This window comes from Halomonas sp. hl-4 (assembly GCF_900215475.1).
Taxonomy (GTDB): Bacteria; Pseudomonadota; Gammaproteobacteria; order Pseudomonadales; family Halomonadaceae; genus Vreelandella.
On sequence record NZ_LT907845.1, the window covers coordinates 1004803 to 1031075 of the forward strand.

The following is a 26273-nucleotide window of genomic DNA, read 5'->3' on the forward strand; positions in this document are numbered from 1 at the left end:
ATGTGGAAAGCGAGCCATTAACCTATGCAGCAATAGGCCTTGTGATCGGCTTAATAATCGGTGCAGGATGCTACCGGTTACTGAGTAAAAGCCAGCGTCAACTTGCATCGCTGCGCCAGACGCTACTTGAGCGTGAGCATCAGGTCGCATCACTCAAAAACGGTGTGAGCAATCAATTATCCAGTGTCCACGAATCACTAGCGGCCATACGTCAAGAAACCGACGAGCTGGAAAAAAAGCTCCACGATGATGCGGGCCAATGGCAGCTAGATAAGTTGACACACCACCCAGCCGAACTCAGCGACCTGCGTCTGACAGCCGATGCAGCCGTTGAAAAACCCAATGAGCCTGCTATGCCTCGCGATTATGCCGATGGAAAAAACGGCACGCTATCCGAAGATTTCGGTCTTAAAGATAAAGACGCTGACGAGGACACGGCAACGCCTCCGCGTTACTGAGATTGAGCCCCTCAGTTGCATTACCGAGGGGCCGAGGCTTCACGCAGGGTTATCAATATCAACAAAGCGGTGTTGTATAGCGTATTCGTCCGCTAACCACTCGCCCAGCGCCTGAACACCATAGCGTTCAGTCGCATGATGCCCTGCCGCCACATAATGAATGCCCATTTCTCTAGCCAAGTGGGTGGTTCGCTCAGAAATCTCTCCGGAGACAAATGCCTGAGCCCCACCTTCATAAGCCGCGCTGATCATGTCTTGCGCACCGCCCGTACACCAGGCAATACGCTCTATGTCGCCCACCTCTGGAGCTTCGATCAACAGGGGCTCACGCTGCAACATTTGGCCTATTTGCTCTGCAAAGGCGGTTGCGGACAGTGGCTTGGCAACACGCCCCGCCCATAGCAGACCCTCGCCAAACTCTCCATCCAAACAGCCTTCGACTTTCCAACCAAGACGCTTGGCAAGCTCCGCGTTGTTACCCAACTCGCTGTGGGCATCTAAAGGCAAGTGATATGCCAACAGATTTATCTCATGATCAAGCAACGTTTTAATACGCTTGTGTTTCATTCCGGTAATGGCGACCGGCTCGTTCTTCCAAAAATAGCCATGGTGAACAATCAGCATATCGGCTTGCCAACGCACCGCCTCGTCAAGCAGTGACTGACAGGCCGTCACGCCGGTCATAACCCGCGTCACCTGCTCACGACCCGCCACTTGAAGGCCGTTAATCGTAAAGTCCTTAAACTGTGAAGCTCGCAACTGATGGTCGCAGGCCGCCACTAATACATCGCGTTGAATCACCGTCACTCCTTTGGATCTGCAAGCACCCATGAGATATAAACCAATAAAGTGTTACCATTTACAAGTGTAAAACTGACGACCGGTCAGTGCTAATATTTAGACGTTTCCCAAGGAATCCCCAATGCGACGCTTTGTGCTGCCTTATGTATGGCCCATCATTACTGGCTTTTTGCTGGCAGCTTTAGTTTTGCTTGCGTTTCCTGAGCGCTTTCCACTGCCTTTTCAAAGCTCGCCGACCCAAATCGTAGAGCCACCGCCCGCCTTAGTGACCACGGCAGATCAAGATACCGACCCTGACCGAGCGGCACCAGACATTCGTCAAGCGGCTCCTTTGGCCCGCAACCAAGGGCCCGCCAGCTATTCTGACGCGGTCAATCAAGCGGCGCCCGCGGTGGTTAATATCTATTCGTCACGCATCGTTGAGCGCGACGAGCACCCACTGATGTCGGACCCGTTCTTCCAGCAGTTTTTCAACGGCGATGATACCACCAGCCACCAACGTATGCTGTCCAGTCTAGGGTCTGGTGTCATCGTCAGCGATGAAGGCTATGTGCTCACCAACCACCATGTGATCAACGGTGCCGACGAAATTCAGGTCGCGCTGCGCGATGGCCGTGAAGTGCTTGCTGAAGTGATCGGCACCGATCCGGAAAGCGACCTAGCCGTACTAAAAATTGACCTGGACGAACTGCCGGTTATTGAGCTGAGCGACTCGACGGATGTAGCCGTTGGCGATGTCACATTAGCCATTGGCAATCCCTTTGGCGTTGGCCAAACCGTGACGATGGGTATTATCAGCGCCACCGGGCGCAGCCACTTAGGCCTAAACGCCTACGAAGATTTTATTCAAACCGATGCGGCCATCAATCCAGGTAATTCAGGGGGGGCATTGATCAATCCAGAGGGCGCCCTGGTGGGTATTAATACCGCTATTTTCTCGCGCTCAGGCGGCTCGCAAGGCATCGGGTTTGCCATTCCAGCCAACCTTGCCCATAGCATTTTAGACGAGTTGGTCACCCAGGGCCGCGTTATCCGTGGATGGCTGGGCATTGAGGCTCAGGCGCTATCTAGGGAACTTGCCGCCTCCTTTGGCCTGCGCACGCCCCAGGGGGTTATTGTCGCGGGCATCGTTGATGGAGGACCAGCAGAAGCGGCGGGACTGGAGCCTGGCGATGTCCTGCTGGCAGTGGATGGCGAGCCGATCCTTGATGCCCGCGAGACCATGAGTGATATTGCCTCGATTGAACCGGGTACCTCGCTGCCGCTAACTATCGTGCGCGATAGCGAACGCATGGAGATGACACTAGAAGTCGGCGAGCGGCCAGTACCGTCGACACTTCCACAGCCCGACGGCACACGCCGAAGCAGCGACTAAAACCAGTTTCAAGACTGGCCGCCCGTCGCGTTAGTCCATCAAGAAGAATGGATACGGTATTCAGCCGAGCGCGCATGGGCAGTTAGCGATTCCCCCCGCGCCAACACGGATGCAATCTCTCCCAGCGCCGAAGCCCCCTGAGCGGAGCAGTGGATCAACGACGAGCGTTTTTGGAAATCATAAACGCCCAGCGGAGAAGAAAAGCGCGCCGTACCCGATGTCGGCAACACATGATTGGGCCCTGCACAGTAATCACCTAGCGCCTCTGCCGTATAGCGGCCCATAAAAATCGCCCCCGCATGACGAATCTCAGACAGCCAGGTTTCAGGGGTTTCCACCGATAGTTCGAGGTGTTCAGGCGCCACGCGATTGATCAACGCGATGGCTTCTTGGGTATCACGACAGTGGATTAGGGCGCCGCGTCGACGCAGCGACTCGCGCACGATGTCTTGCCTTTCCAGGCTGGGCAGTAAACGCTCAATAGCGGCTTCCACATCCGCCAGATGCTCTGCGTCCCAGCTCACTAAGATAGCTTGGGCATCCTCGTCGTGCTCCGCCTGAGAAAACAGGTCCATCGCCAACCAATCAGGGTCGGTCAGGCCATCAGAAACCACCATGATTTCCGAGGGGCCGGCGATCATGTCGATACCCACCTGACCAAACACGGCCCGTTTGGCCGTGGCCACATAGATATTGCCCGGCCCAACGATTTTATCGACCCTTGGTATGCTTTCTGTGCCATAGGCAAGCGCGCCAATCGCCTGGGCACCGCCGATGGTAAACACCTGATCCACACCGGCCACATACGCTGCCGCCAGTACCAGATCGTTAAGTATGCCATCGGGTGTGGGTACCACCATTATGATCTCTTGCACACCCGCCACATGGGCAGGAATCGCATTCATCAATACCGATGAAGGATAGGCTGCCTTGCCGCCCGGCACGTAAATACCCGCTCGGTCAATCGCCGTCACCTGCTGGCCAAGCACCGTACCGTCGGACTCTTCGTATTGCCAAGACGTGGGTTTTTGCCGCTCATGGTAGCGCCGGATTCGCTCGGCGGCACTCGCCAGAGCATCACGCTGCGCGACGGGTAGATGCTCAAAGGCATTGCGCAATTGCTCAGCCGTTAAGCGCAACTCATCCATACGGGTAACCGAAACGCGATCAAAGCGGTTGGTTGCTTCAATCACGGCCGCATCACCATGGCGCTTCACGTTAGTAAGAATGTCGTCAACGCGTGCCTGAACGGCACTGTCTGACACGCCTTCCCAGTCCAACAACGCGTTCAGCTGGGTATCAAATGACTCATCCGTCGTATTGAGTCGTGCTATCGTCGCAGCGGCATTCTCGTTCATAGCAACCTCACGTTAATCGGCGGGCGATATCGTCTTGCGTTCGGCAACGGCACGCTCCAAGCGAGCCAACAGCGGCTTAATACGCGCATGTTTCATCGTCATGGCCGCTTTATTAGCCACCAGACGAGTGCTTATCGATGCAATCAATTCGCGTGGCTCCATACCATTAGCGCGCAGAGTGTTACCGGTATCAACGATATCTACGATTTCATCGGCCAAATTCATCAACGGCGCTAACTCCATCGCACCGTAAAGCTTAATGACCTCAGCCTGGATACCCTGCTCCGCGTAGTAGCGCCGGGCAATATTGACAAACTTGGTCGCTACTCGGCGGCGCGCCAGCCTCGGCGGCTCGCCGGTAACGCCAGCGGTCATCAGTTTGCAACGCGCAATATCCAAATCGAGCGGCTCATAGAGCCCTTCGGCACCGTGCTCAAGTAATACGTCCTTACCGGCGACACCCAGATCGGCAGCCCCCAACTGAACATAGGTCGGCACGTCCGTCGCTCTGATTACGACAAATTTAACGTCGGGCAAATTCGTATCAAACAGCAGCTTGCGGCTTTTGCGGATATCCTCGATAGGGGTGATGCCCGCGTCGGCAAGTAACGGCAAGGTTTCATCCAAAATGCGCCCTTTCGAGAGCGCGACAATTAATTGATTACTCATTTCGTTTGCCAGTGGTTGGGGGCCAGGCTCAGCCAGGGATACGCCGGATGCGCGCACCCAATAGCTGCAACTTTTCCTCAATGCATTCATAGCCACGGTCAATATGATAAATACGATCGACCAAGGTTTCGCCTTCCGCCATCATGGCGGCAATCACTAACGAAGCGGAAGCACGTAAATCCGTTGCCATCACCGGCGCACCAGAAAGCTTATCGACGCCGTTAATCAAGGCGGCATTACCCTCCAGGACGATATCCGCCCCCATGCGATTCAATTCCTGAACGTGCATAAAGCGGTTTTCAAAAATCGTTTCAACAACTCTCGACGCCCCTTCCGCCACCGCGTTCATGGCTACAAACTGGGCCTGCATGTCGGTAGGAAAGGCCGGATACGGCGCTGTACGGATATTCACAGCACGAGGGCGCTTACCGTGCATGTCCAAGGCAATCCAATCATCCCCGGAGGTAATCTCGGCGCCAGCTTCTTCCAGCTTAGCGAGCACGGCTTCGAGGATATCCGCCCGCGTACGCTTTACTTTCACCCGCCCGCCAGTCATGGCCGCTGCCACCAGAAAGGTGCCTGTCTCGATCCGGTCGGGCATGACATCATGATGACAGCCGCTGAGTGTCTCCACCCCTTCGATGGTAATGGTATCGCTGCCGTGACCGCTGATGCGCGCACCCATCTTGATCAGGCACTCAGCCAAATCCACCACTTCGGGCTCGCGGGCGGCGTTTTCAAGCACTGTAACGCCATCAGCCAGCGTAGCGGCCATCAGTAGATTTTCCGTGCCGGTGACCGTCACGGTATCAAAATAAATCGTCGCCCCTTTCAAACGGCCATCCACTCGTGCGCGAATATAGCCCGCTTCAACGCGTATTTCAGCGCCCATGGCCTCCAGCCCACGAATGTGTAAGTCCACGGGCCGCGAACCAATTGCACAACCACCCGGCAATGAAACGTCGGCTTGTCCGAAATGCGCCAGCAAGGGGCCCAGCACCAGAATAGAGGCGCGCATTTTCTTTACCAACTCGTAAGGCGCATGACAGTGAGTCACTTGAGAACCATCTAATTGGATGGTCAGATTCTCACCCATCACCGGCTCAACGCCCATGCGGCCGAGCAGTTCTAGCGTGGTGGTAATGTCCTGCAAGTGCGGCAAATTACCGATAACTACCGGACCTTTGGATAATAAGCTAGCGCAAAGAATGGGCAGTGCCGCGTTTTTCGCACCGCTGGCCCAGACTTCGCCGTCAACCGACCCATTGCCGGTAATAATAAGTTTATCCATAGAATAACCGTTACTGCGCGTTTTCAGCGGCGGTTTGCCACTGTGCTGGCGTGTAGGTTTTGATGCTGATTGCGTGCAAGGCACCCGTGGCGATCTCATCGCTTAACGCGGAATACACCAGCTGCTGGCGCTTGACGGGCGACAACCCTTCAAAGGCATCACCCACTGCAATCACCTGGAAATTACAGCCTTCGCCCTGAATATGGAACTCGCATCCATCGATACGTGATTCGAGCAGGGCTTTCACCTCATGGGGTTGCATAGGTCAGACACTCCTTAAAGGACGTTATATAACGTGGAAGATGGGCATCAAGGGGAGAACATCATAAAGAAAAGCCTGCGGTTTGGCGACGCCCAAGGCTTATTAGACAGGCTTTTCACCCGGCGCGTTAATGAGTGCGTCCAACTCGGCAAGCTCCGCAAGCCGCATAAGCGGTGCTGATAGCGTGATAGATATGACGTTGATGCGATGCTGGTGGCAGATACGTAGCCACTGAAGTAAAACGCTCAAGGCAACGTTACGTGGCGTGTCCACCTCGCTAAAATCAAACGTTATCGCCGCAGGATGATGAGCAGCCAACCAACGCGAGCCCTCGGCAGCAAGCGCAGCTGCCGAGGTAACGTCCACATCGCCCTGCACACTCAAGCCGTCGGCTCGCTGGCAAAGCGATACGTCGCGATCGGTAAAAATCGCCGTCACGCATCGCCCCCTTCTTCCAGTTCGTCGACACCCACATCCGGCGACCACCCATCAATCACCGCGTCATAGTCGCGGTTATTGTCGCGCATGGCCTGATCGAACTGGTTACGGAAGGTAAGCCCCAGGTTGATGCCGTTAACGATGACGTTCACGACGCGCCACTCGCCATCGGATAAACGCAGGCTATAGTTGACTGGGTAGACATCCCCATTCGTGCCGACGACTTCCATAGCGACGCTGGCACGGTCTTCTTCGCGCTGAGGACGCTGATCATCAAGAACGCGAATTTCATCGTAGTCAAAGGTCACTAAGCCACGCGTATACGTATCGATGAGTGTTTGGCGAAAGACATCGACGAAACGGCTGCGCTGTTCCGGTGACGCATTACGGAAATAGCTCCCCATCACGCTGGCACCGATGTAGCGAAAGTCCGCCACTTCCTCGAGGCTTTCGTCCACCTCTTGTTTAAGTTCGTCAAGGTTGTCTTCGTAATACGATTCGCGACCTTCCAACTGCTCCATAAAATCACTGATATTGTCGCGGATCATCGCTTCGGGGGGCTCGGGCTGCGCGCTTGCCGACAGCGGCATCAAGGAGGCAAGTAACGCGGCGGCCAGGGTGAACCCTGTCATTAATGAGTATTTTTTTAACAACATCATTTTCTTCTCCTAGCGACGGCGAACATGTCCCCGTCATTTATCTCGTCTTGAGCGACCCGCCCGCAGCGTGGCAAGCCGTTCGCCATCACAACGATTAATTTAATTACTTGCCATATTGGATATAAATTGCTGGATAAGTTCTTCAAGCACCAGAGCCGATTGGGTATCACGGATCGTATCGCCTTCCTCCAGCATTTCAGGATCGCCTCCCATGCTCAGGCCAACGTATTGCTCGCCGAGCAAACCCGAGGTCAAGATAGACGCGGTGGCATCACGGGAGATCTGCCCTTCCAGCTCACTGTCCAAGCTCAGCGTCACGCGGGCGTCATACCACTCAGTGTCGAGTTCGATCGCTTCAACGTGGCCTACTGTAACACCTGCCATAGACACACGTGCCCGAGGCTTTAATCCGCCAATATTGGAAAAGTTAGCGTCCAACTGATAGGTGTTCGACGCCCCGGAAAGGGTTAACCCGCTAACGCGCAGCCCCAAAAACACCAGCCCCAAAATACCCACTAAAATAAACAGGCCGACGCCAAACTCCATGGTTCTACTTCGCTTCATGAAACTGCTCCACCTAATCAGAGGCCGCCGAACATAACGGCGGTTAATATGAAATCAAGCCCCAGAACCGCAAGCGACGAGTAGACAACGGTACGCGTGGTCGCTCGGGAAATCCCTTCAGAAGTTGGCAGCAAATCGTAACCTTGGAAGACCGCAATCCAAGTCACCACCACCGCAAACACAACACTTTTAATCATGCCGTTGCCAACGTCATTAATAAACGCCACGCTGGCCTGCATGTTGCTCCAGTAAGAGCCCTCGAATACGCCAAGCCACTGAACGCCGACGAGATAACCACCCCAAACGCCGACGACGCTGAACCCAACGGTAAGAATCGGTAGTGCGACAACGCCTGCCCAAAAACGCGGAGCAACCACTCTTCTGAGGGGGTCGACGCCAATCATTTCCATACTGGTTAACTGCTCGGTGGCTTTCATCAAGCCTATTTCAGCGGTTAGCGCCGAGCCCGCGCGGCCGGCAAATAACAGCGCGGCGACCACCGGAGCCAATTCGCGCAACAGCGATAGCGCCACCATCTGCCCAAGCGCATCCTCAGCACCAAAATCAATGAGAATCGTATACCCCTGAAGCGCCAACACCATGCCGATAAACAGGCCTGACACCAGCACAATCGCTAGCGATAATACACCGACAAAGTGCAACTGGCGTATCCAAAGCCGAATGCCCTCTGCCGATGGCACCCCTACCGCCGATTGAGCAAGAAATACCCCAGCGCGCCCCAGCGACTCGACCACGTCACAGCTGCGACGCCCCAATCGAGTAATGCGCGTGGCGACCTGCCCTTGCTTCATCGTCATTTGGCATCTCCCTGAGTCGCCACATCGCCCAACATATCCTGGTAAAAAGCCGGCGCGGGGTAATGAAAGGGGACGGGACCGTCGGGCTCACCGTGTATAAACTGCTTCACCCGAGCATCCTGATTGGCATCGAGTTCTGCTGGTGTTCCATGCGCAACCACATGGCCCTCGGAAATAAAATACAGATAATCGGCAATTGTCAGGGTCTCCTTGATATCGTGGGACACCACCACCGACGTCAGGCTTAATGCCTGGTTGAGGCGTTTAATTAACTGCACAAGCACGCCCATGGAAATAGGATCCTGACCAACAAACGGCTCGTCGTAAAGAATGAGCTCTGGATCAAGCGCCACGGCCCGCGCCAGCGCCACACGTCGGGCCATTCCGCCGGAAAGCTCGGCTGGCGAAAGGTGGCGCGCGCCACGCAAGCCCACAGCTTGAAGTTTGAGCAGCACCAAATCGCGGATCATCGCATCGGGTAGATCCGTATGAACACGCAGCGGAAATGCCACGTTTTCATAAACATCCAGGTCTGAAAACAGCGCGCCGCTTTGAAACAGCATGCCCATGCGCTTGCGCAGGGCGAACAATGCCTTACGCGATAACCGGTGGACATCGTCTCCATCAATCAACACGCGGCCCTGATCGGGTGTAAGCTGGCCTCCGATCAGCTTCAATAAAGTCGTTTTACCGGTACCGCTTGGCCCCATGATTGCCGTCACTTTTCCTCGCGGGATGGTGATATTCACCCCGCGAAAAATCTCGGTATCACCCCGCGAAAAATACAGGTTCTCGACTTCAATAAAAGGCACATCGCTCATGGAACCATCAACTCTCGCGTTAACGTGCGTACTCACTGGCTTCACGCAGCATAAAGAAAACAGTGTTTAAAAACTATTATCGAACATCGTATTCTAACCTTACCTGACGACGACAAGCGAGCCTCTGTTCACCTCACCACAAAACGATGGGGCAAAGTCCACTCAGTCAATGTTATTCTTATCTTCTATTTATTATTTTAACGAGCCACGCTAATACTCATGCCAGAGACAGCTGCTAGCACGCCTTTTCGTCAAAGCGCACTGCGCACGCTAAACATCGAGCAAGCCGCGATCGCAGGTTTGGCCGCCAAACTGGATGCGCATTTCGACCATGCCTGCGAGCTTATCTTGGCCTGCCAAGGACGCGTAGTCGTCACCGGTATGGGAAAATCTGGCCATATTGCGGGTAAGCTCGCGGCTACATTAGCCAGCACCGGATCGCCCGCTTTTTTCGTTCACCCGGGCGAAGCCAGCCACGGCGACCTGGGAATGATCACGCGCAGCGACGTCGTTATAGCGCTCTCTAACTCAGGGGAAACCGCCGAAGTGACCGCCCTGCTGCCGCTACTCAAGCGGCTGGGGACGCCACTAATCAGCATGACGGGGCGCCCCACCTCGACCCTGGCCCAGCATGCGGATGCTCATTTAAATAGCAGCGTGGATCGCGAAGCTTGCCCCCTTGACCTTGCCCCGACAAGCTCAACCACAGCGGCCTTGGCCCTCGGCGACGCCCTCGCGGTGGCGCTTCTGGAAGCGCGTGGTTTTACCGCAGAGGACTTTGCATTGTCGCATCCTGGCGGCAGCCTCGGCCGACGCCTGTTGCTGCGCGTTCGCGACCTTATGCATCAGGGTGAACGTTTACCGCAGGTTGCATTAGGCAGCCCACTACGCGACGCCTTATTGGAAATCACCCGGCAAGGCTTGGGCTTCACCTGCGTGGTGGACCCCAACGGCCAACTAGCCGGCGTCTACACGGATGGCGATTTACGCCGCACGCTGGATAACTTCCACGATTTGCGTGAAGTGCGGGTAGATGACGTCATGACGCGGCCCGGCAAGCGGATATCCCCCGACCTGCTGGCGGCGGAAGCCGTGCGCATCATGGAGGACAACCGCATTACCGCCCTCGCGGTGGTGGATGAACAACAACGCCCAATAGGCGCTCTACATATGCATGACCTGCTCGCCAGCGGCGTCATTTAATTGAATCGACCGGAGGCTCAATGACCCTTTCCACTGACCTACTCGACCGACTGCGTCGCATTCGCTTATTTGCCCTTGATGTTGATGGCGTACTCACCGACGGTCGGCTTTACTTTCAGGCCGATGGCGTGGAAATCAAAGCCTTCCACACCCAAGACGGCCATGGGCTCAAACTACTTAAACGCGCGGGTATTTCAGTCGCCCTGATCACCGGTCGTGACTCACCCATGGTCAGTCAACGCGCCGCTGCGCTGGGCATTCCTCACGTCTACCAAGGCTGCGAGGATAAATTGACCGTGCTGCGCGACCTTTGCCAACGCCTTGGGCTTGAACTGCCTCAAGTAGCGTATTGCGGCGACGACCTACCCGATTTGGCAAGCATCAAGCGAGCGGGGGTCGGGATCACGGTGCCCAACGCACCTGACTACATGCACACCCATGCTGACTGGGTGACAGAGCGCCTGGGCGGCCACGGAGCGGTTCGTGAAGTCTGCGATGCGCTACTCGACGCCCAAGGGCACTGGGGCGCCGTCATCGATACCTACTTACACGGCTGAGGAACTATGTTGAAGCAACTTCGCACGCGCGTGGGACTTGCGCTGATTGTGCTGGCCCTCGGCGGCATGCTGGTATGGCTGGACCCTGGCGGCCCGCAAACTGTCCCCCAGGACCCAGATGCGCGTGCGGAAGAGCCGGGGCATGTCCTACACAATGCCGAGCTCACGCTATTTGACGAACAGGGTAATATCCAGCAGGGGCTGACCACACCCCGCCTGGTACATACCCCTCAATCTGCGACGACCCAGACCGAAACACCCCACGCCACACTTTATGACAGCGAGCGACGCGTGTGGAACGCCACGTCAGAGGTGGGCACGCTTAACACTCGCTCCCAGGAACTGACGCTTTCCGGCAATGCCAAGCTCATAGCACCCGAAGAGGGCTGGCAACTCGATACAGATGTCCTGCACTATGAAGGGAAAAACGCCCATGCATGGAGTGACACCCACGTGCTACTCCAGCAACCGCCCCAGCGAACAACGGCGCAGCGGATGGATGCATGGCTAAACGAGGATGAGGTGAGGCTTGAAGATAACGTTCAAGGCCACCACCCCCCAGAGACGCAACCTGGACAGGAATAAAACATGAAAGCGTTTATCTACACGGCGGTTGCCGCTGCCTGCTTAGTCCCTTTTTATGCGCTGGCGGATAATCACCAGCAACAGCAACCGGTTGAAGTCGAAGCCGATCAGCTTGACCTTGACCAACGTGCCGGTACGGCGGTTTACACCGGCGACGTAGAGGTTCGCCAGGGAGATATGCTGATCAGAGGCGATGAAGTTGAAATCCAACGTAACGAAGAAGGCGAGCTCTCGCGGGCGACGGCACTGGGTGATCGCGCCTATTTACGTCAGCAACCCGAGGACCAAGATGGCCCGATAGAAGGCTGGGGCCGGCGCGTGATTTATCACGTCGCCGAGCGCCGGGTTGAGTTGATTGACCAGGCAGAAATCATTCAACAAGGCGACCGCTTCACCGGCGGACGTTTGGATTATTTCATCGACCGCGAGGTCGTCGAAGCACGTTCCGATGTTGAGAACCAAGAGCCGCAACGCATCCGCATGACGCTGCAACCCGAAGACTAAGGAGAGCCCGATGGTAGCTGCCGCCGAAAGCGCAACTCGAACGCTACACGCCCGCCATTTGGCAAAAAGCTATAAGCGCCGACGCGTCGTAAAAGATATTAACCTGGACATCTCCCAAGGCAGCATTGTGGGCTTGCTTGGCCCCAACGGCGCGGGTAAAACCACCTCGTTCTATATGATTGTCGGCTTGGTCAAGGCAGATGCAGGCAGCGTCGGCATCGACACCCTTGATCTTTCTCGCGCCCCTATGCACGAGCGCGCCAAGGCAGGCATTGGCTACTTACCTCAAGAAGCGTCTATTTTCCGCAAGCTTTCCGTCGCCGATAACATCATGGCCATTTTACAGACCCGAAGCGACCTGGACCGCGCCGGACGCGAAGCTCGTCTGGAAACACTGCTAGAGGATTTTCATATCACCCATATCCGCGACAATATGGGCATGAGCCTATCGGGTGGTGAACGGCGGCGCGTCGAAATCGCTAGGTCACTGGCCACTGAGCCTGCATTTATTCTGCTCGATGAACCCTTCGCGGGCGTAGACCCTATTTCAGTGGGCGATATCAAGTCGATCATCCGCGCATTGAAGGACCGGGGCATTGGCGTATTGATCACCGACCACAACGTGCGTGAAACGCTGGATATATGCGACATCGCCTACATTGTCGGCGATGGCCACATTATTGCCAGCGGCACACCAAACGCCATTCTTGACAATCAAGAAGTGCGCGACGTTTACTTAGGCGCTGATTTCCGTCTGTAAAGCTATCAATGGCATATTTATTGCCGGTGGCATGCTTATTGCACTTGCACCAAAACAAAACTCGCACTAGGGTGGATGCTTTCCGATAACCGAATGGTTCTCTGATGGTCATGAAAGCTTCTCTTCAACTGCGAATTGGCACCCAGCTCACCATGACACCTCAGCTGCAGCAGGCAATTGCTCTGCTGCAGCTATCAACGCTCGATTTACGCCAGGAAATTCAGCAAGCGCTGGACGCCAACCCCATGCTTGAGCAGGAGGATGAGTTCAGCGAACAAGCCGCCAGCGAGCCGGAAGAAGCTGAATGGGCAGACAGCATCCCCACAGAGCTCTCCGTCGACAGTGACTGGTCGGATACCTACCAGGACACGGGCAGTACCGGCAGCTCGAGTGGTGAGGGCCCTGACTTTGAACGCCAAGCGGCGGGGCAAAGCCTACACGGCCACCTCCTCTGGCAACTGGCCATGACCGACTTAAGCAGCCGCGAACAGCTGGTTGCCGAGAGCCTGATTGATGCTCTCGATACAAACGGCTACCTCACCCAACCACTCAACGATATCCGCGAAGGGCTGCGCGCCCAAGGCGTGGAAGGGCTCAGCCAGCGTGAGGTTGAAACCATCTTGTTACGGCTTCAACAGTTTGAGCCCACCGGCGTGTTCGCCCGTGATCTTCGCGAGTGCCTGATGCTTCAGCTCGCCACGCTACCCGACGATACGCCGTTATTGATTCCCGCGCGGCGTTTGGTGCGCCAGTTTCTGGAAGCCTTGGGCAAAAATGATCAACGTCTACTCAAGCGACGATTAAGCCTCGACGATGCGCAGCTAGACGAGGTCGTCCAGCTCATCCGCAGCCTTGACCCGCGCCCTGGCAGCGCTTATAGCGCCACTGACGACAGCTATGTGATCCCCGATCTAGTGGTTCGCCACGATAACGAAGGCTGGCACCTTGAGCTCAATCCAGAGGCGCTGCCTAAGCTCAGGATTCAACCCGACTACGCCAGCCTGATTAAGCGCGCCGACAAAAGCCAGGATAACCAATTCCTCAAAGACCACTTACAGGAAGCCCGCTGGCTGATCAAAAGCCTTTCCAGCCGCAACGACACGCTACTGCGTGTCGGCCGCGAAATCATCACTCGCCAAATCGGCTTTTTAGAGCAGGGCGAAGAAGCCATGAAGCCGCTTATTCTGGCGGATATTGCGGATGCGGTAGAGATGCACGAGTCGACGATTTCTCGCGTCACCACCCAGAAATTCATCCATACCCCAAGGGGTATTTTCGAGCTTAAATACTTCTTCTCCAGCCAAATAAGCGGTCAAGACGGTGACAGCCACTCCAGTACGGCGATTCGTGCACGGCTCAAAAAATTAATTCAGGAAGAGCCCTCCGGCAAACCACTGTCGGACAGCCGTTTAGTGACTCTACTGGAAGACGTCGGCATCCACGTGGCACGCCGCACTGTTGCCAAATATCGAGAAGGCATGGGCATTCCCTCATCCAGCGAGCGACGTCGTTTGCGTTAGATAAACGGAAACTCATCACAAGGGCTTTGCTTAACGGCAAAAAGGGTTACAATCGAAGAACAGTCCGATGGATAAGGAGTACGTCAATGCAAGTCAATATCACCGGTCATCATGTGGAACTGACTGACGCCTTGCGTGACTATGTCAACGAAAAGTTGGAACGCGTCGAGCGCCATTACGACAACATTACCACCGTGCAGGTAACGCTTTCGGTTGAAAAAGAGCGCCAACAAGCGGCCTGCACGTTGCACGCAGCAGGTGCTGACTTGCACGCCGAAGCCCTTGATAATGATATGTACGCCGCCATTGACGCCCTAGCGGACAAAATCGATAGGCAACTCGTTAAGCATAAGGAAAAAGCACAAGCCCGCGCCCAAGGCGCAGGCGTGCGTTAATTCAATGACGTTGGCCACTATCCTCCCCCCGGAGCGCGTTCTCTACGATGTGCCTGGGGGCAGTAAAAAACGGGTGCTGGAGTTTTTCAGCACCTTCATCGCGCAAAACATCCCAAGCCTCGATAGCCAGGAAGTATTCAGTCGCTTGATTGGGCGTGAACGCCTGGGCAGCACGGGAATTGGCAACGGTGTGGCGATTCCTCATGCGCGAAGCCCACACTGTGAATCGCCTATCGCGGGCTTTCTCAAACTCAATGAAGCGGTCGACTTCGATGCAATTGACGGCGATCCGGTGGATTTGGTGTTTGTCCTACTTGTGCCCGAAGAAGCGGACGACACGCATTTGGCCTTGCTGGGCCAAGTCGCTTCCATCATGAACGACGCCGACACACGCCAGCAGCTACGCAAAACGGGCAGTCAACGTGAACTGCTGGATCTCATCTCCGCCAAGATACGCGACCAAGCAGCCAGTCAGTAACCCGCTGGCACGTCCGGTGGGTATAGATTGAGTTAACGTCTTACTCTGGCTGGTTACCCACGTCACTTGACCGCAAGCAAGAGAGCCTTCATGCAACTCGTCATTATTAGTGGACGATCCGGGTCAGGCAAATCAATTGCCTTACAGGCGCTGGAAGATTTGGGCTATTACGCCATTGATAATTTGCCAGCCATGCTACTGGACTCGCTGATTGATGAGCTACGCGACCAGGGGGAACGCACCCATCTGGCGGTTAGCATTGATGCGCGCAATCTGCCGGGCGCGCTTGCTAAGCTTCCCAAGCTTCTCGAAGAGCTTCGCCAACGTACCATCAAGTGTCAGATTGTATATCTGACCACCGATGCACGTATTTTGCTGGAGCGCTATTCGGCTACTCGAAGGCGCCACCCTTTAACACGCAATAGCACGCTCACGCTTGAAGAAGCCATTGATCAAGAAGAGCAAACGCTGCACGAAATACGTGACCTCGCCGATCTCACTATCGATACATCGCGCCTGTCGGTACACGATCTTCGTCGTCGTATCACCGACCAGGTAGCGCATCAGCGACGTGATCAGCTAACGCTGACCTTTGAGTCATTCGGCTATAAGCGCGGTGTGCCGCTCGATGCCGATATCGTTTTCGACGTGCGCTGCCTGCCTAATCCTTACTGGGATCCCTCTCTGCGCTCGTCTACTGGCCGCGACGCCGATATAATTGCGTTTTTAGCTAACTATCCCCTGGTCGATGACATGGCCAGCGATATTCAGGCGTGGCTTGAACGCTGGCTTCCGGCGTACCAAAACAGCCAGCGCAGCTACATGACCGTCGCGATAGGATGTACCGGGGGTCAGCATCGCTCAGTGTATATGGTTGAACAACTGGCGCAGCGCCTCGCCGGGCAAGCAGGTGAGGTACAGTTACGTCACCGCGAGCTGGGCTTACAATACACGGTCAACGCGCCGCTTTAGCATTAGTCGCCCTAGCCGTTTAGCAAGGGCCATCATCTATTGCGACGACCCTAGCAGCCAAAAGGAATCAGGGTGCCCGAACGTAGACTTACCCTTACAAACCAGCGCGGCCTTCACGCTCGCGCCGCGACCAAACTTGTACAGTGCAGTCAGCAATTTGACGCCAACGTACGTGTCTTGAAGCAGCAGCAGGAAGCCGATGCCGCCAATATCATGGCCCTCTTGATGCTTGCAGCGCCTTGTGGCACGGAGCTATGCATAAGAGCAGAAGGCAATGACGCCGAACAAGCACTGGATGCGATTCAAGCGCTGTTCGACGCACGTTTTGACGAGGACAAGTAAAGCCCTGCCTTGCTAAGCTAGCTACCCGCGATAGTCATCCCATCAATCAGCCAACTGCCGGAATGGATACTACCCCGCCGGTCAATGTCATCACCCACGCCGATCAAGTTTGCGTACATACGCTCCAGATTACCGGCAATAGTGAACTCTTCTATGGGGTATTGAATCACGCCTTTCTCGACCCAGAAACCCGCAGCACCGCGTGAGTAATCGCCAGTCACGCCGTTAATTCCCTGGCCCATTAACTCGGTCACCCAAACGCCAGTGTCCATTTGTTCCAACAGCGATGCCTGGCTAGTTAACGGCGCGGTAATGCGCATATTGCGTGCGCCGCCAGCGTTACCCGTCGTGGTCATACCCAAGCGCCGGGCGCTGTATGAAGACAGCATGTAGCTCGCAATTTTGCCTTGGTCGATAAATCGGTTATTGCGCGTTTGTACACCTTCTCCATCAAACGGAGAGCTAGCTGTTGCCCCAACTTCCATTGGCCGCTCTTCGAGGCTAAACCAATCGGGGAAAAGAGGCGTGTTGAGCCGATCGCACAGAAAAGACGCCTGACGGTATAGCGCACCGCCCGCCAGGGCGCCCATTAGATGGCCCACCAGACCACTCGACAGACTGGGGTCGAACAGCACCGGGTAAGTTCCCGTAGGTGGTCGTTTGGCCCCCAGCCGACGCAGCGTTCGTCTGGCCGCTTCGCGGCCAACCGCCGCCGGGTCAGATAGCTGATCAGGATCGCGCGCCGAGGTGTAATCCATGTCACGCTGCATACCCTGCGCGTCTTCGGCAATCAGCATGCAAGAAAGCGAATGCCGACTACCTTTCTGGGTACCGATAAAACCGTGGCTGTTGGCATATACGCGCACGCCTTCACCGCTGGACAGCGAGGCGCCGTCTGATTGGGTAATGCCTGCCACCTCGCGACCCGCTTGCTCACAGGTCAATGCCAGCTCAATAGCCTGATCAGTGGTTAACGCCCAAGGATGATGAACGTTTAAATCGGGCAGCTCGGTCGCCATCAACGCCGCATCGGCAAGCCCTGCCGACGGGTCTTCTCCCGTGTAGCGGGCAATCGCCAGGGCTTTTTCGACGGTGGCCTGTAGCGAAGCGTCGCTGGCATCCGTCGAAGAGGCGCTGCCTTTGCGCTGGCCCACGTACACGGTGATCGCAATGCCTTGATCTCGGGAAAGCTCAACGGTTTCAACCTCGCCCTGGCGGACACTGACGCCAATCCCCTGATCCACACTTGCGCCCACCTCAGCGGCATCGGCGCCCATCCGTTTGGCCATCGCTAATGCACTTTCCGCACGAAGGATGAGCAGTGCCTGCTGGGCAGATGCATCGAACGCTTGAGCCATACAATCTCCTTAACCACCGACATAGCCGGTAGATCAATATTGAGCATCGCAGCCTGATATAATAAGGCCACGAATTCTGTTTAAGAGAACCCACGATGCCAAAACAACGCCCCGAGCCTATAGACGATGACATGGCAGAGCGCCCCAGCAAGTCCCAGTTAAAGCGCGAAATGCACGCGCTTCAGGCATTGGGGGAAACATTAATCGCCATGCAACCCGCCGAGCGGGCCCGTTTCCCACTATCCGATGACATGCTGCGCGCCATCGACGAAACCGCTCGCATCCGTTCCCATGAAGGGCGCCGTCGGCATATGCAGTACGTCGGCAAATTAATTCGCAAGGAAGACCTTGCGGCTATTCAGGCCGTATTCGACGGCATCGAACAGGAAAAACAGCAACGCGACCACGCCTTTCATCGACTTGAAAAATGGCGCGACCGATTAATCGATGAAGGCGACCCGGCAGCGGAGCAATGGCTCGTTGAGCACCCGGATACCGACCGCCAAACCCTGCGCCAATTAATCCGTAATGCCCAGCGTGAGCGAGATCAAAACAAGCCGCCGGCCAGCGCTCGCAAGCTGTTCAAGTTTTTACGCGATACCGTCCAGCTTTAATCCTGGTTTAAGACTGCGTGCCGCCGACGGTCAGCTCGTCAACTTTCAACGTCGGCTGACCAACGCCGACCGGCACGCCCTGGCCTTCTTTGCCGCACACGCCGATGCCGGTATCCAGCGCCATATCATGACCGATCATCGACACCCGGCTCATGGCCTCAGGGCCGTTGCCAATCAACGTCGCGCCTTTCACCGGCGCCGTTACACGGCCATCTTCAATCAAATAGGCTTCGCTGGCGGAGAACACAAATTTTCCAGAGGTGATGTCGACCTGGCCACCACCAAAGCTCACCGCGTAAATACCCCGCTTGACGCTCTTGATAATATCGCTTGGCTCATCCTGCCCCGCCAGCATGACAGTATTGGTCATTCGCGGCATCGGGATATGGGCAAATGACTCGCGACGGGCATTGCCAGTCGGCGCCATCCCCATTAGACGCGCATTAAGCTTGTCTTGCATGTAGCCGGTCAGGACACCATCTTCAATCAGCGAGGTATATTGCCCCGGCGTGCCTTCGTCATCGACGCTCAGAGAACCACGACCATCGCTTAACGTGGCATCATCCACCACCGTGACGCCTTTTGAGGCCACGCGCTGGCCCATACGTCCTGCAAAAGCCGAACTACCCTTACGGTTAAAGTCACCTTCTAAACCATGCCCCACGGCTTCATGCAGCAAAATGCCTGGCCATCCGGCACCCAACACCACCGGCATTTGCCCAGCGGGCGCATCGACCGCCTCGAGATTGACCAGCGCTTGGCGCACTGCCTCTTTGGCATAGCGCTCTGAGACCTGTTCATCGCGCAGCCGCGACATCGAATAACGCCCCCCGCCGCCAGCGCTACCGCGCTCCCGGCGGCCGTTTTTAACGGCAATAACACTGACATTGAAGCGCACAAGGGGGCGAATATCGGTTGCCAATGTACCGTCGCTGGCACGCACTAACACTACTTCGTAGGTTCCGGAAAGCGATGCACTAACTTGGCTGATGCTGGGATCTGCCGCGCGGGCAGCGCGATCCGCCTCTTTGAGCATGGCGACTTTTTCATCGGCGCTAAGGCCGGCGAGAGGATCGATGCCGGCGTAGTAAGGCGACGCCGTTACGGGTTTAACGGCCTGCCCGGTCAGACGCTTGCCACTGCGCACAATACCGGACGCGGTACGCCCCGTATCCATCAGCGCATCGGCAGTGATCTGGTTGGAGTATGCAAAGCCGGTTTTCTCGCCGGCAAGCGCACGGACGCCGACGCCACCGTCAATATTGTAGCTTGCTTCCTTAACTTCGCCGTCCTCCAGTACCCAGCCTTCTTGCCAGGTACGCTGAAAATACAGGTCGGCGTAGTCCACACCAGCGCCCATGGCGTAGCCCAGGCCAGCGTCAAGGGCGCCAAGGTCTAATCCGCCTGGGGTGAGCAAAATCGAAACGGCGGTTTGTAAATCGTCAGTGTGTGCGGTCATCGAGAACCTTCTAAAGTCACTTGCGGCGAGGCCCACGGCCCCTCCACACGGTAATAAATCGTGGTCGCCTGATCCAAGGCATCGCCAAACATCTGGTCGGCTAAAAACAGCGCGCCGCCCACCACGGGGGCCCCAATAGCGATCGCCGCCATGGGCAAGCCCTGGCTTAGCGGTAATGCGACGCCAAGGCGTTGATCAAGTTCACGGTTCACCAAATCAACGTCGCCACTAAGGGACAGCGTGGCGGCGGGCGCCTCGATTTGCAATGGACCGCGCAGCATAAGCTTACCGTCGGCGATATCCGCCGCGCCATGCACACGATCAAATGCCGTGCCCTGTCCGGTCACATCGGAAAAATCCAACCGCAAACGGCGTAAGATATTGTCAAAGTTTAACAGCCCCACCAAGCGGGCCGGTGCCGATTCAAGGGTAAGAAAGCGACCATCGCGTATGTCGGTGGTCATCTCTCCCCCGGCCTGGGCGAGATCCAACTGCCACGGAGCCCCCGGCCAGGCCAGTGTTGCATCCACCTGAGTGCTCCGGCTACGCATGGCCACCGGCTGGTCGAGATGCTCAAGCGCAGTGGCAATATTACCGCCCTTGATCGCCATTTCCGCGCGGGTTTTGCTAGTGGCGGCGCCACCTTCCCAATGCAGCGCACCGGTAGCGGTTAGTTGCCCAAGCGTCAAGCCAACCGGTTCTAGCGAAATACCGTCACCATCAGCTTGCCAGAAGGCTGTCAAAGGACCGATTCGCTTATTGTCGAGCAGCATCTCGGACAAGCGTAAGCGACCATTAGGAACATCGGCTAGCCACGCGGGCAATGCTATTGGGGTTGATGCTTCAGGCGTCGTTGTTTCAACCGACTCCGTCCAGGAAGACGGCATAGACACAATTTGCTGCTCGCTATTGCTTCCAGACACTGCATCAACAATGGGATCTAAATAGAGCTGAGAGAGCGCAATATCCAAGGGCGTCGCCCCTCTGGGACGATAATCAACCCGCCCTCTCACCAAATCGCTGTCGAGCACCAGCGATAAGTTGCTATCGTACAGGTCGCCCTCGGCTGTGCCACCACCCAAGCAATCCTGCTTGTATACCACGCAAGACGTGGTGACACTCAGCGAAAGCGGCGGGAATGCTGAGATTGACGCCTCGTCAGCATCTACCTTGTCGCCGCCCTGAACGATGGGCGAGAACGCCTTCTGCCAAGCGGCGATATCCAACCGCTCGAGTTCCGCACCCAGCTGCCAGCCAGGGGTGTTTCGCCAGTCCGGCGTACGACGAACGGCTTCGCCCAGGCGCACGCTGCCCGCAAGCTCACCGCCAGCGCTAGATTGAATATGCAAATCGGCAATCTCGGCTACACGGCTCTGGATACGTATGGGGTCAAGATCCGCTGTCAGGGTCCAGGGCCATGCCTGCTGGGCGCTTTTAGCAAACGGATCGGGCAGTTTGACGGCCACGCCTTGCCAATCACTTTCCATCTCCAATCTAGGGGAAGGCGATAGCGTTAGTTGCCCCTGCCAGGGTGAACGGCCCTCGGCAAGCGCCCCCGCCGCCTCCCGGCTCACCCCTGCCAGACTCAACAACCCACGGGCCGACGCCTCGCCCTGAAGCGCGACGCTGTCTTCCCGGGTGTCGATCGCCGCTTGAATCGCGCCATCCAAAAGCTGCCCATTCAACTCGCCCACCAGTGCACTTTGCTCGCCCTGCTGCTGCCAGGTAATCTGGCCCTGCAGCGACTCGATGCGCTCAGCAAGCTCCCCATAGCCTATCTGCATATCTCTGGGCTCGGCGTTGACTTCCAGCGTGAGGTCATCTTCATCGTCCAGCGACATGGCAAGTGCCACGTCACCGTCAATATCGCCCTGAAGGTCAAGGGCACTCATGTCAGGTGTCCCTATATCGGGCATCGCCGACAAAAACGCCAGCGCGTTTTGCCCGCTTGCCTGCCACTGACCAGACAGGTTCAGCACATCATCCTGTAACCGAACCGCCCCGCCGCTTAACACAACCCCTTGTGTTTGGCCACGCTCAACTTCGGCCAACAGACGGTCGTTTTGCCACTTCAAGCGACCGGCCAAACCTTCAATCTGTGGCCATTCCGGAGCCATGGGAAGGTGTCCATCGCGCAACCTCAGCTCAAGGGTGGACGTTAACGCATCAGCGTCAACGTCATCACCTAAAGGCTGGCTCAGCTTTAACGCGCCTTGCGTGACATAGCCGCCCACATCGTTACCCAGCCACTCGCGCAATTCCGGCTCTAGTGCCTTCATGGGCACCCACTGTGCGAGTGGGTTCTCCAGAGCATCGACATCCTGAAAGTCAATATCCAGACCAAAGTGGCCGCGATCCGCATCAGTGACCAACCCAAAGCCACCGCTGACGCGTGCGCCATCCCAGTCAAGCACGATGTCGCGCCCACTCACTAGCGCCCGCGGGCCATCGTAAACCCACTCCACCTGCCCTGTGGCGTGCTGCAGCTGCATGGGAGCATCGAATAATTCCGGGAAATAGAGCGTGCTCTCGCGATGATTGGCAAATTGAACCCGCCCTCTGAAATCGCGTGCCTGTACCCAGGCATCCAGCGGACCTCCCCCGGGGGCCTGCTCCCAGGGTAATACTTCGAGGTTGCTGATGGCTGCGTCAACGCCCCATTCACCTTCCTGCTGACCGATCCGGAACCCTTCTACCTGGCCACGCGGAGAAAGCGTTTGCAACACGCGGGTAACCGATTCCGGCATCAGCACATAGTCTCGCCATGCGGCGAGGGACGCCAGCTCAAAAGCGCTGGTGCGCAGCTCCCAATTATCAGGCTGGTGGGTCACGTACCAATGTCGAGGCAATGCCGGGCCATCGCTGATGCCCGAGGGCTGTGCCCACTCGACATTTTCCGCATCACCACTAATCCAGGCTTCACCACCATCGCCGTCTCGCCGCCACTGCCCCAGGGCTTCTACATTTCTCAATATGGCACGCTGTACATCGTGACGTAGCGTCAACTGCGGTATATCCACCCCCACACGCGCCTGGTCCAACTGGCCTTTGTACCACTGTCCCCAGAGGCGTGCATCACCTCCGGCCTGGGTAACCTGGGGAACATACTCAGGGCGGATAACGTCCGCCAGCAGCGCCAGGTGGTCAAGTTGAACGTCCAGGTTCAACACTGCCGAAAAGTCTCGATACCCCTCTTCCCCCGGCGAGACTTCCGCCTGCAGAAACGCCATCGGCAACGGCTCTGAAGGCTCCTCTTCGGTCTGATCGATAATATTGATGCTGCCTTCAAGCTGGGTATGCTCTTCGTCGCCCCCTAGCAACAGTGTCGGCGCATGTAAATCGACGGTGTTATCCTCACCGTGCAGTATCAGGCGAGTGTCTTCCACGCTTAACCGCTGGCGGAGAAGAATCCCCGTCCAGCGATCCAGCGCGGTTAAATTGATATCAGGCTGGTCCTCCACCACTGGTAATTTGGCAGGCGCAGGCCACTCCCATCTATCGCTGAAAAGGCGATAAAGGTGGAATTCGGTGCCGCGGATATCGGCGTCGTTGAAAATAGGCGTGAGCGCTTTAAGCGATGCCCAGACGTCGAGTCGTAATTTGGCATGGTCCAGTTTGAAAAGCGGGTAGCCATTGGGAGTTTGCGCGCTGACATCGCCCACCATGAGTTGGATATCGTTGCGCTCAAAGGCTAGCGTCAGTCGTTCGATGTTGACCGGCACGCCTACCCTGGTTTCTAGCAATGCCTCAATACGCGGCGTCAGCGCATCCGCCTGGCTCATCGCCAAACGCAGCAGCAGCAGCACAATTGCCAGTGCCCCTAGCCACCACGCTGTCAACCTCAATGCAGTACGCACCACCGGGTGAATCGTCATGGATTACATCAACACAATGTCATACTGCTCTTGAGAGTAGTGCTGCTCCACTTGAAAGCGTATCGTCTTATTAATGAAGGTTTCCAAATCGGCCACGGCGGCCGACTCTTCATCTAATAAGCGGTCAACGACCGACTGGGAAGCCAACACCATATACGTTTCGGCACTGTAGGCCCGTTCTTCGCGCAGAATCTCGCGGAAGATTTCATAGCACACCGTTTCAGGTGTTTTGAGCGTTCCCCGACCGCTACAGGTAGGACACGCCTCACATAGCGTTTGCTCAAGGCTCTCCCGTGTACGCTTACGGGTGAGCTGCACCAAGCCAAGCTCTGTGACCCCGGTACATTTCGTCTTGGCGTGATCCCGCTCCAGAGCCTTTTCAAGTACACGCAATACTTGCCGCTGGTGCTCGACATCTTCCATATCGATAAAGTCGATAATAATGATGCCGCCTAGATTACGCAGCCGCAGTTGCCGCGCTATGGCCGTTGCCGCTTCTAAGTTGGTCTTAAATATAGTTTCTTCCAGGTTGCGATGCCCGACATAGCCCCCGGTGTTGACGTCAATGGTGGTCATCGCCTCCGTGGGGTCAATTACCAAGTAACCACCCGACTTCAACTGTACTTTTCGCCCCAGCGCCTTTTGTATTTCATCTTCGACGCTGTACAGGTCAAATATAGGCCTTTCGCCGGGATAATACTCGATGCGATCCACCGCGTCGGGCATAAACTCCTCGGCAAACTCCACCAACTTGACGAAATTCTCACGGGAATCGATGCGGATTTTTTCGATATCATCGCGCATTACATCCCTCAACGTTCGCATAAATAACGGCAAATCGTCGTAAATGACCGTCGAGGGGGCCGCGGTAATTTTTCGCTCACTAACTTTGCGCCATAGCCGCAGCAAAAAATGCATATCACCGATGAGTTCCTCATCGCCGACACCTTCAGCCGCGGTGCGGACGATAAAACCGCCGACAACGTCTAAGGTTTGTTCGCCAATGCTGCTATCCAGTAATGCTTTCAGCCGCTCGCGCTCACGCTCATCTTCGATTCGCTGTGAAACGCCATGGTGAGGGGAATCGGGCATATAGACGAGATAGCGCGACGGAACTGAGAGATGAGTCGTCAGCCGGGCGCCCTTACTGCCAATGGGGTCTTTTGTGACCTGCACGACCAGCGCCTGACCTTCGTGAAGCAGTTGCCCGATCGTTTGCTGCTCTTCGACCGGCGTGCCGGGCGGCATCACTTCGTGGGCGTGGATAAAGGCAGCACGCTCGAGGCCAATATCAACAAAGGCAGCCTGCATTCCAGGCAGCACACGGACAATTTTGCCTTTGTAGATATTGCCGACAATGCCACGCCGACGAGAGCGCTCGATTAACGCCTCTTGAAGAACGCCATTTTCGACCAGGGCTACGCGGGTCTCCATCGGCGTTAAATTAATCAGAACCTCACCGCTCATGCAAAAATCCTTGTGGGTTTACGCGGGTAAATATCCATCCCATAACGGTACCCCCTGTCGACGCAGCAAGCACGCTGTTTCAAATAATGGCAGCCCCACCACTGCCGAATAGCTGCCTTCAATTCCTGCCACAAACACCGCTGCCATGCCTTGGATGGCATAGCCGCCCGCTTTGCCCCGAGGCTCAGAGGTACGCCAGTAAGCGGCTATCTCAGCGTCACTGATGCTACGCAGTGTCACACGCGTCTCCACACAGCACGTCAAAACGCCCTCTGGCCCTATCACAGCGACACCGGTCAACACCTCGTGTTGTCGTCCTGAAAGCCGCCGTAACATAGCCGCAGCGTGCTGCTCATCCGCGGGTTTGCCTAAAATCTGCCCATCAATCACTACTGCCGTGTCTGAGCCTAATGTAGGCAGAGATGTCATGGGCGTTGCGGCTTGCGCTTTGGCCTCTGCCAAACGCCTCACATAGCGCTCAGCAGGCTCATTCGTTAATGGGGCTTCAACAATATCGCAGGGCTGTATCTGTACCGATACGCCTATCGATGCGAGCAAAGACCGCCGCCGCGGCGACGCTGACGCTAGGCATAAAACCGGCGCTGACTCCAACGACATACATGCTCCAACTTGATCACTCAAAAGCACCCTTACAGCTCATCTTGAGACG

General features: G+C 56.2%; 28 protein-coding genes. 13 read left to right on the forward strand and 15 right to left on the reverse strand.

Annotated elements, in window-relative coordinates; translation table 11 throughout:
* Positions 1 to 2: 2 nt before the first annotated feature.
* Positions 3 to 458 carry a YhcB family protein gene (locus CPH17_RS04950; RefSeq protein WP_156524114.1) on the forward strand — a complete coding sequence of 152 codons (456 nt, stop codon included), beginning with the start codon at positions 3 to 5 and terminating at the stop codon, positions 456 to 458.
* A gap of 39 nt (positions 459 to 497) precedes the next feature.
* On the opposite strand, the gene CPH17_RS04955 is transcribed toward CPH17_RS04950, so the two are convergent.
* Positions 498 to 1259, reverse strand: coding sequence for a Nif3-like dinuclear metal center hexameric protein (locus tag CPH17_RS04955; protein WP_096298421.1), 762 nt, complete (start codon positions 1257 to 1259; stop codon positions 498 to 500).
* Between the two features lie 121 nt (positions 1260 to 1380).
* Here CPH17_RS04955 and CPH17_RS04960 point away from each other — a divergent pair, with 121 nt between their 5' ends.
* On the forward strand, positions 1381 to 2634 hold the full coding sequence (locus tag CPH17_RS04960; RefSeq protein WP_074396743.1) for a Do family serine endopeptidase: 1254 nt from the start codon (positions 1381 to 1383) through the stop codon (positions 2632 to 2634).
* A gap of 38 nt (positions 2635 to 2672) precedes the next feature.
* On the opposite strand, the gene hisD is transcribed toward CPH17_RS04960, so the two are convergent.
* From hisD to CPH17_RS05005, 9 genes are all read right to left on the reverse strand, one after another.
* On the reverse strand, positions 2673 to 3992 hold the full coding sequence (gene hisD / locus CPH17_RS04965; RefSeq protein ID WP_074396744.1) for a histidinol dehydrogenase: 1320 nt from the start codon (positions 3990 to 3992) through the stop codon (positions 2673 to 2675).
* Between the two features lie 12 nt (positions 3993 to 4004).
* Positions 4005 to 4661: an ATP phosphoribosyltransferase gene (gene hisG, locus CPH17_RS04970; protein WP_074396745.1), complete on the reverse strand. Its 657-nt coding sequence runs from the start codon at positions 4659 to 4661 to the stop codon at positions 4005 to 4007.
* A 28-nt stretch (positions 4662 to 4689) separates the two neighbouring features.
* A complete protein-coding gene (murA, locus tag CPH17_RS04975; RefSeq protein WP_074396746.1) occupies positions 4690 to 5952 on the reverse strand; it encodes a UDP-N-acetylglucosamine 1-carboxyvinyltransferase in 1263 nt (420 codons plus the stop codon).
* 10 nt (positions 5953 to 5962) lie between these two features.
* Positions 5963 to 6214, reverse strand: a complete 252-nt coding sequence (locus CPH17_RS04980) for a BolA family protein (protein WP_074396747.1) — start codon at positions 6212 to 6214, stop codon at positions 5963 to 5965.
* Positions 6215 to 6316: 102 nt separating this feature from the next.
* Positions 6317 to 6652, reverse strand: coding sequence for an STAS domain-containing protein (locus CPH17_RS04985; RefSeq protein ID WP_074396748.1), 336 nt, complete (start codon positions 6650 to 6652; stop codon positions 6317 to 6319).
* Entirely contained in the window at positions 6649 to 7284 is a 636-nt protein-coding gene (locus tag CPH17_RS04990; protein WP_441316768.1) for an MlaC/ttg2D family ABC transporter substrate-binding protein, read from the reverse strand. Before CPH17_RS04990 ends, CPH17_RS04985 begins: the two co-directional genes overlap by 4 nt.
* A 126-nt stretch (positions 7285 to 7410) precedes the next feature.
* Positions 7411 to 7875 carry an outer membrane lipid asymmetry maintenance protein MlaD gene (mlaD, locus tag CPH17_RS04995; protein ID WP_074396750.1) on the reverse strand — a complete coding sequence of 155 codons (465 nt, stop codon included), beginning with the start codon at positions 7873 to 7875 and terminating at the stop codon, positions 7411 to 7413.
* Positions 7876 to 7892: 17 nt separating this feature from the next.
* Positions 7893 to 8693 (reverse strand): lipid asymmetry maintenance ABC transporter permease subunit MlaE, encoded by an 801-nt coding sequence (mlaE, locus tag CPH17_RS05000; RefSeq protein WP_156524115.1) that lies wholly within the window; start codon positions 8691 to 8693, stop codon positions 7893 to 7895.
* Positions 8690 to 9514: an ABC transporter ATP-binding protein gene (locus CPH17_RS05005; RefSeq protein WP_074396751.1), complete on the reverse strand. Its 825-nt coding sequence runs from the start codon at positions 9512 to 9514 to the stop codon at positions 8690 to 8692. Before CPH17_RS05005 ends, mlaE begins: the two co-directional genes overlap by 4 nt.
* A gap of 219 nt (positions 9515 to 9733) precedes the next feature.
* Here CPH17_RS05005 and CPH17_RS05010 point away from each other — a divergent pair, with 219 nt between their 5' ends.
* The 10 genes from CPH17_RS05010 (at position 9734) to CPH17_RS05055 (ending at position 16830) form a co-directional block, all read left to right on the forward strand.
* Positions 9734 to 10717: a KpsF/GutQ family sugar-phosphate isomerase gene (locus CPH17_RS05010; protein WP_074396752.1), complete on the forward strand. Its 984-nt coding sequence runs from the start codon at positions 9734 to 9736 to the stop codon at positions 10715 to 10717.
* Positions 10718 to 10737: 20 nt separating this feature from the next.
* On the forward strand, positions 10738 to 11274 hold the full coding sequence (locus CPH17_RS05015) for a KdsC family phosphatase (RefSeq protein ID WP_074396753.1): 537 nt from the start codon (positions 10738 to 10740) through the stop codon (positions 11272 to 11274).
* Positions 11275 to 11280: 6 nt separating this feature from the next.
* Entirely contained in the window at positions 11281 to 11859 is a 579-nt protein-coding gene (gene lptC / locus CPH17_RS05020) for an LPS export ABC transporter periplasmic protein LptC (protein WP_074396754.1), read from the forward strand.
* 3 nt (positions 11860 to 11862) lie between these two features.
* Positions 11863 to 12363, forward strand: coding sequence for a lipopolysaccharide transport periplasmic protein LptA (lptA, locus tag CPH17_RS05025; RefSeq protein ID WP_074396755.1), 501 nt, complete (start codon positions 11863 to 11865; stop codon positions 12361 to 12363).
* Positions 12364 to 12373: 10 nt separating this feature from the next.
* Positions 12374 to 13123, forward strand: a complete 750-nt coding sequence (gene lptB, locus CPH17_RS05030; RefSeq protein WP_074396756.1) for an LPS export ABC transporter ATP-binding protein — start codon at positions 12374 to 12376, stop codon at positions 13121 to 13123.
* Between the two features lie 104 nt (positions 13124 to 13227).
* Positions 13228 to 14643, forward strand: a complete 1416-nt coding sequence (locus CPH17_RS05035; protein ID WP_074396757.1) for an RNA polymerase factor sigma-54 — start codon at positions 13228 to 13230, stop codon at positions 14641 to 14643.
* A gap of 86 nt (positions 14644 to 14729) precedes the next feature.
* Positions 14730 to 15038 carry a ribosome hibernation-promoting factor, HPF/YfiA family gene (gene hpf / locus CPH17_RS05040; protein WP_027335376.1) on the forward strand — a complete coding sequence of 103 codons (309 nt, stop codon included), beginning with the start codon at positions 14730 to 14732 and terminating at the stop codon, positions 15036 to 15038.
* A 4-nt stretch (positions 15039 to 15042) separates the two neighbouring features.
* Entirely contained in the window at positions 15043 to 15516 is a 474-nt protein-coding gene (locus tag CPH17_RS05045; RefSeq protein WP_074396758.1) for a PTS sugar transporter subunit IIA, read from the forward strand.
* 90 nt (positions 15517 to 15606) lie between these two features.
* The gene (gene rapZ / locus CPH17_RS05050; RefSeq protein WP_074396759.1) at positions 15607 to 16488 is read left to right on the forward strand and encodes an RNase adapter RapZ; all 882 of its coding nucleotides are present in this window, start codon (positions 15607 to 15609) and stop codon (positions 16486 to 16488) included.
* A gap of 72 nt (positions 16489 to 16560) precedes the next feature.
* The gene (locus CPH17_RS05055) at positions 16561 to 16830 is read left to right on the forward strand and encodes an HPr family phosphocarrier protein (protein ID WP_074396760.1); all 270 of its coding nucleotides are present in this window, start codon (positions 16561 to 16563) and stop codon (positions 16828 to 16830) included.
* 17 nt (positions 16831 to 16847) lie between these two features.
* On the opposite strand, the gene pmbA is transcribed toward CPH17_RS05055, so the two are convergent.
* Complete coding sequence (gene pmbA, locus CPH17_RS05060; RefSeq protein WP_096298423.1) at positions 16848 to 18188, reverse strand: metalloprotease PmbA; 1341 nt, start codon at positions 18186 to 18188, stop codon at positions 16848 to 16850.
* Between the two features lie 95 nt (positions 18189 to 18283).
* On the opposite strand from pmbA, the gene yjgA reads away from it, so the two are divergent.
* A complete protein-coding gene (yjgA, locus tag CPH17_RS05065) occupies positions 18284 to 18802 on the forward strand; it encodes a ribosome biogenesis factor YjgA (RefSeq protein WP_096298425.1) in 519 nt (172 codons plus the stop codon).
* A gap of 7 nt (positions 18803 to 18809) precedes the next feature.
* On the opposite strand, the gene tldD is transcribed toward yjgA, so the two are convergent.
* From tldD to CPH17_RS05085, 4 genes are read right to left on the reverse strand one after another with little or no spacing between them, the layout of a single operon-like run.
* Positions 18810 to 20261, reverse strand: a complete 1452-nt coding sequence (gene tldD / locus CPH17_RS05070; protein WP_096298427.1) for a metalloprotease TldD — start codon at positions 20259 to 20261, stop codon at positions 18810 to 18812.
* On the reverse strand, positions 20258 to 24136 hold the full coding sequence (locus tag CPH17_RS05075) for a YhdP family phospholipid transporter (protein WP_096298429.1): 3879 nt from the start codon (positions 24134 to 24136) through the stop codon (positions 20258 to 20260). The genes tldD and CPH17_RS05075 overlap by 4 nt, the downstream gene beginning before the upstream one ends.
* A 3-nt stretch (positions 24137 to 24139) precedes the next feature.
* Positions 24140 to 25603, reverse strand: coding sequence for a ribonuclease G (gene rng, locus CPH17_RS05080; protein ID WP_074396765.1), 1464 nt, complete (start codon positions 25601 to 25603; stop codon positions 24140 to 24142).
* Between the two features lie 18 nt (positions 25604 to 25621).
* Entirely contained in the window at positions 25622 to 26221 is a 600-nt protein-coding gene (locus CPH17_RS05085) for a Maf family protein (protein WP_096298431.1), read from the reverse strand.
* Positions 26222 to 26273: the final 52 nt, after the last annotated feature.

Coding starts and splice junctions, on each gene's coding strand:
- CPH17_RS04960 (WP_074396743.1), top strand. CDS start 1,381: ATGCGACGCTTTGTGCTGCCTTATGTATGGCCCATCATTACTGGCTTT.
- hisD (WP_074396744.1), bottom strand. CDS start 3,992: ATGAACGAGAATGCCGCTGCGACGATAGCACGACTCAATACGACGGAT.
- hisG (WP_074396745.1), bottom strand. CDS start 4,661: ATGAGTAATCAATTAATTGTCGCGCTCTCGAAAGGGCGCATTTTGGAT.
- murA (WP_074396746.1), bottom strand. CDS start 5,952: ATGGATAAACTTATTATTACCGGCAATGGGTCGGTTGACGGCGAAGTC.
- CPH17_RS04980 (WP_074396747.1), bottom strand. CDS start 6,214: ATGCAACCCCATGAGGTGAAAGCCCTGCTCGAATCACGTATCGATGGA.
- CPH17_RS04990 (WP_441316768.1), bottom strand. CDS start 7,284: ATGACAGGGTTCACCCTGGCCGCCGCGTTACTTGCCTCCTTGATGCCG.
- mlaD (WP_074396750.1), bottom strand. CDS start 7,875: ATGAAGCGAAGTAGAACCATGGAGTTTGGCGTCGGCCTGTTTATTTTA.
- mlaE (WP_156524115.1), bottom strand. CDS start 8,693: ATGACGATGAAGCAAGGGCAGGTCGCCACGCGCATTACTCGATTGGGG.
- CPH17_RS05005 (WP_074396751.1), bottom strand. CDS start 9,514: ATGAGCGATGTGCCTTTTATTGAAGTCGAGAACCTGTATTTTTCGCGG.
- CPH17_RS05010 (WP_074396752.1), top strand. CDS start 9,734: ATGCCAGAGACAGCTGCTAGCACGCCTTTTCGTCAAAGCGCACTGCGC.
- CPH17_RS05015 (WP_074396753.1), top strand. CDS start 10,738: ATGACCCTTTCCACTGACCTACTCGACCGACTGCGTCGCATTCGCTTA.
- lptC (WP_074396754.1), top strand. CDS start 11,281: ATGTTGAAGCAACTTCGCACGCGCGTGGGACTTGCGCTGATTGTGCTG.
- lptA (WP_074396755.1), top strand. CDS start 11,863: ATGAAAGCGTTTATCTACACGGCGGTTGCCGCTGCCTGCTTAGTCCCT.
- lptB (WP_074396756.1), top strand. CDS start 12,374: ATGGTAGCTGCCGCCGAAAGCGCAACTCGAACGCTACACGCCCGCCAT.
- CPH17_RS05035 (WP_074396757.1), top strand. CDS start 13,228: ATGGTCATGAAAGCTTCTCTTCAACTGCGAATTGGCACCCAGCTCACC.
- hpf (WP_027335376.1), top strand. CDS start 14,730: ATGCAAGTCAATATCACCGGTCATCATGTGGAACTGACTGACGCCTTG.
- CPH17_RS05045 (WP_074396758.1), top strand. CDS start 15,043: ATGACGTTGGCCACTATCCTCCCCCCGGAGCGCGTTCTCTACGATGTG.
- rapZ (WP_074396759.1), top strand. CDS start 15,607: ATGCAACTCGTCATTATTAGTGGACGATCCGGGTCAGGCAAATCAATT.
- pmbA (WP_096298423.1), bottom strand. CDS start 18,188: ATGGCTCAAGCGTTCGATGCATCTGCCCAGCAGGCACTGCTCATCCTT.
- yjgA (WP_096298425.1), top strand. CDS start 18,284: ATGCCAAAACAACGCCCCGAGCCTATAGACGATGACATGGCAGAGCGC.
- tldD (WP_096298427.1), bottom strand. CDS start 20,261: ATGACCGCACACACTGACGATTTACAAACCGCCGTTTCGATTTTGCTC.
- CPH17_RS05075 (WP_096298429.1), bottom strand. CDS start 24,136: ATGACGATTCACCCGGTGGTGCGTACTGCATTGAGGTTGACAGCGTGG.
- rng (WP_074396765.1), bottom strand. CDS start 25,603: ATGAGCGGTGAGGTTCTGATTAATTTAACGCCGATGGAGACCCGCGTA.
- CPH17_RS05085 (WP_096298431.1), bottom strand. CDS start 26,221: ATGTCGTTGGAGTCAGCGCCGGTTTTATGCCTAGCGTCAGCGTCGCCG.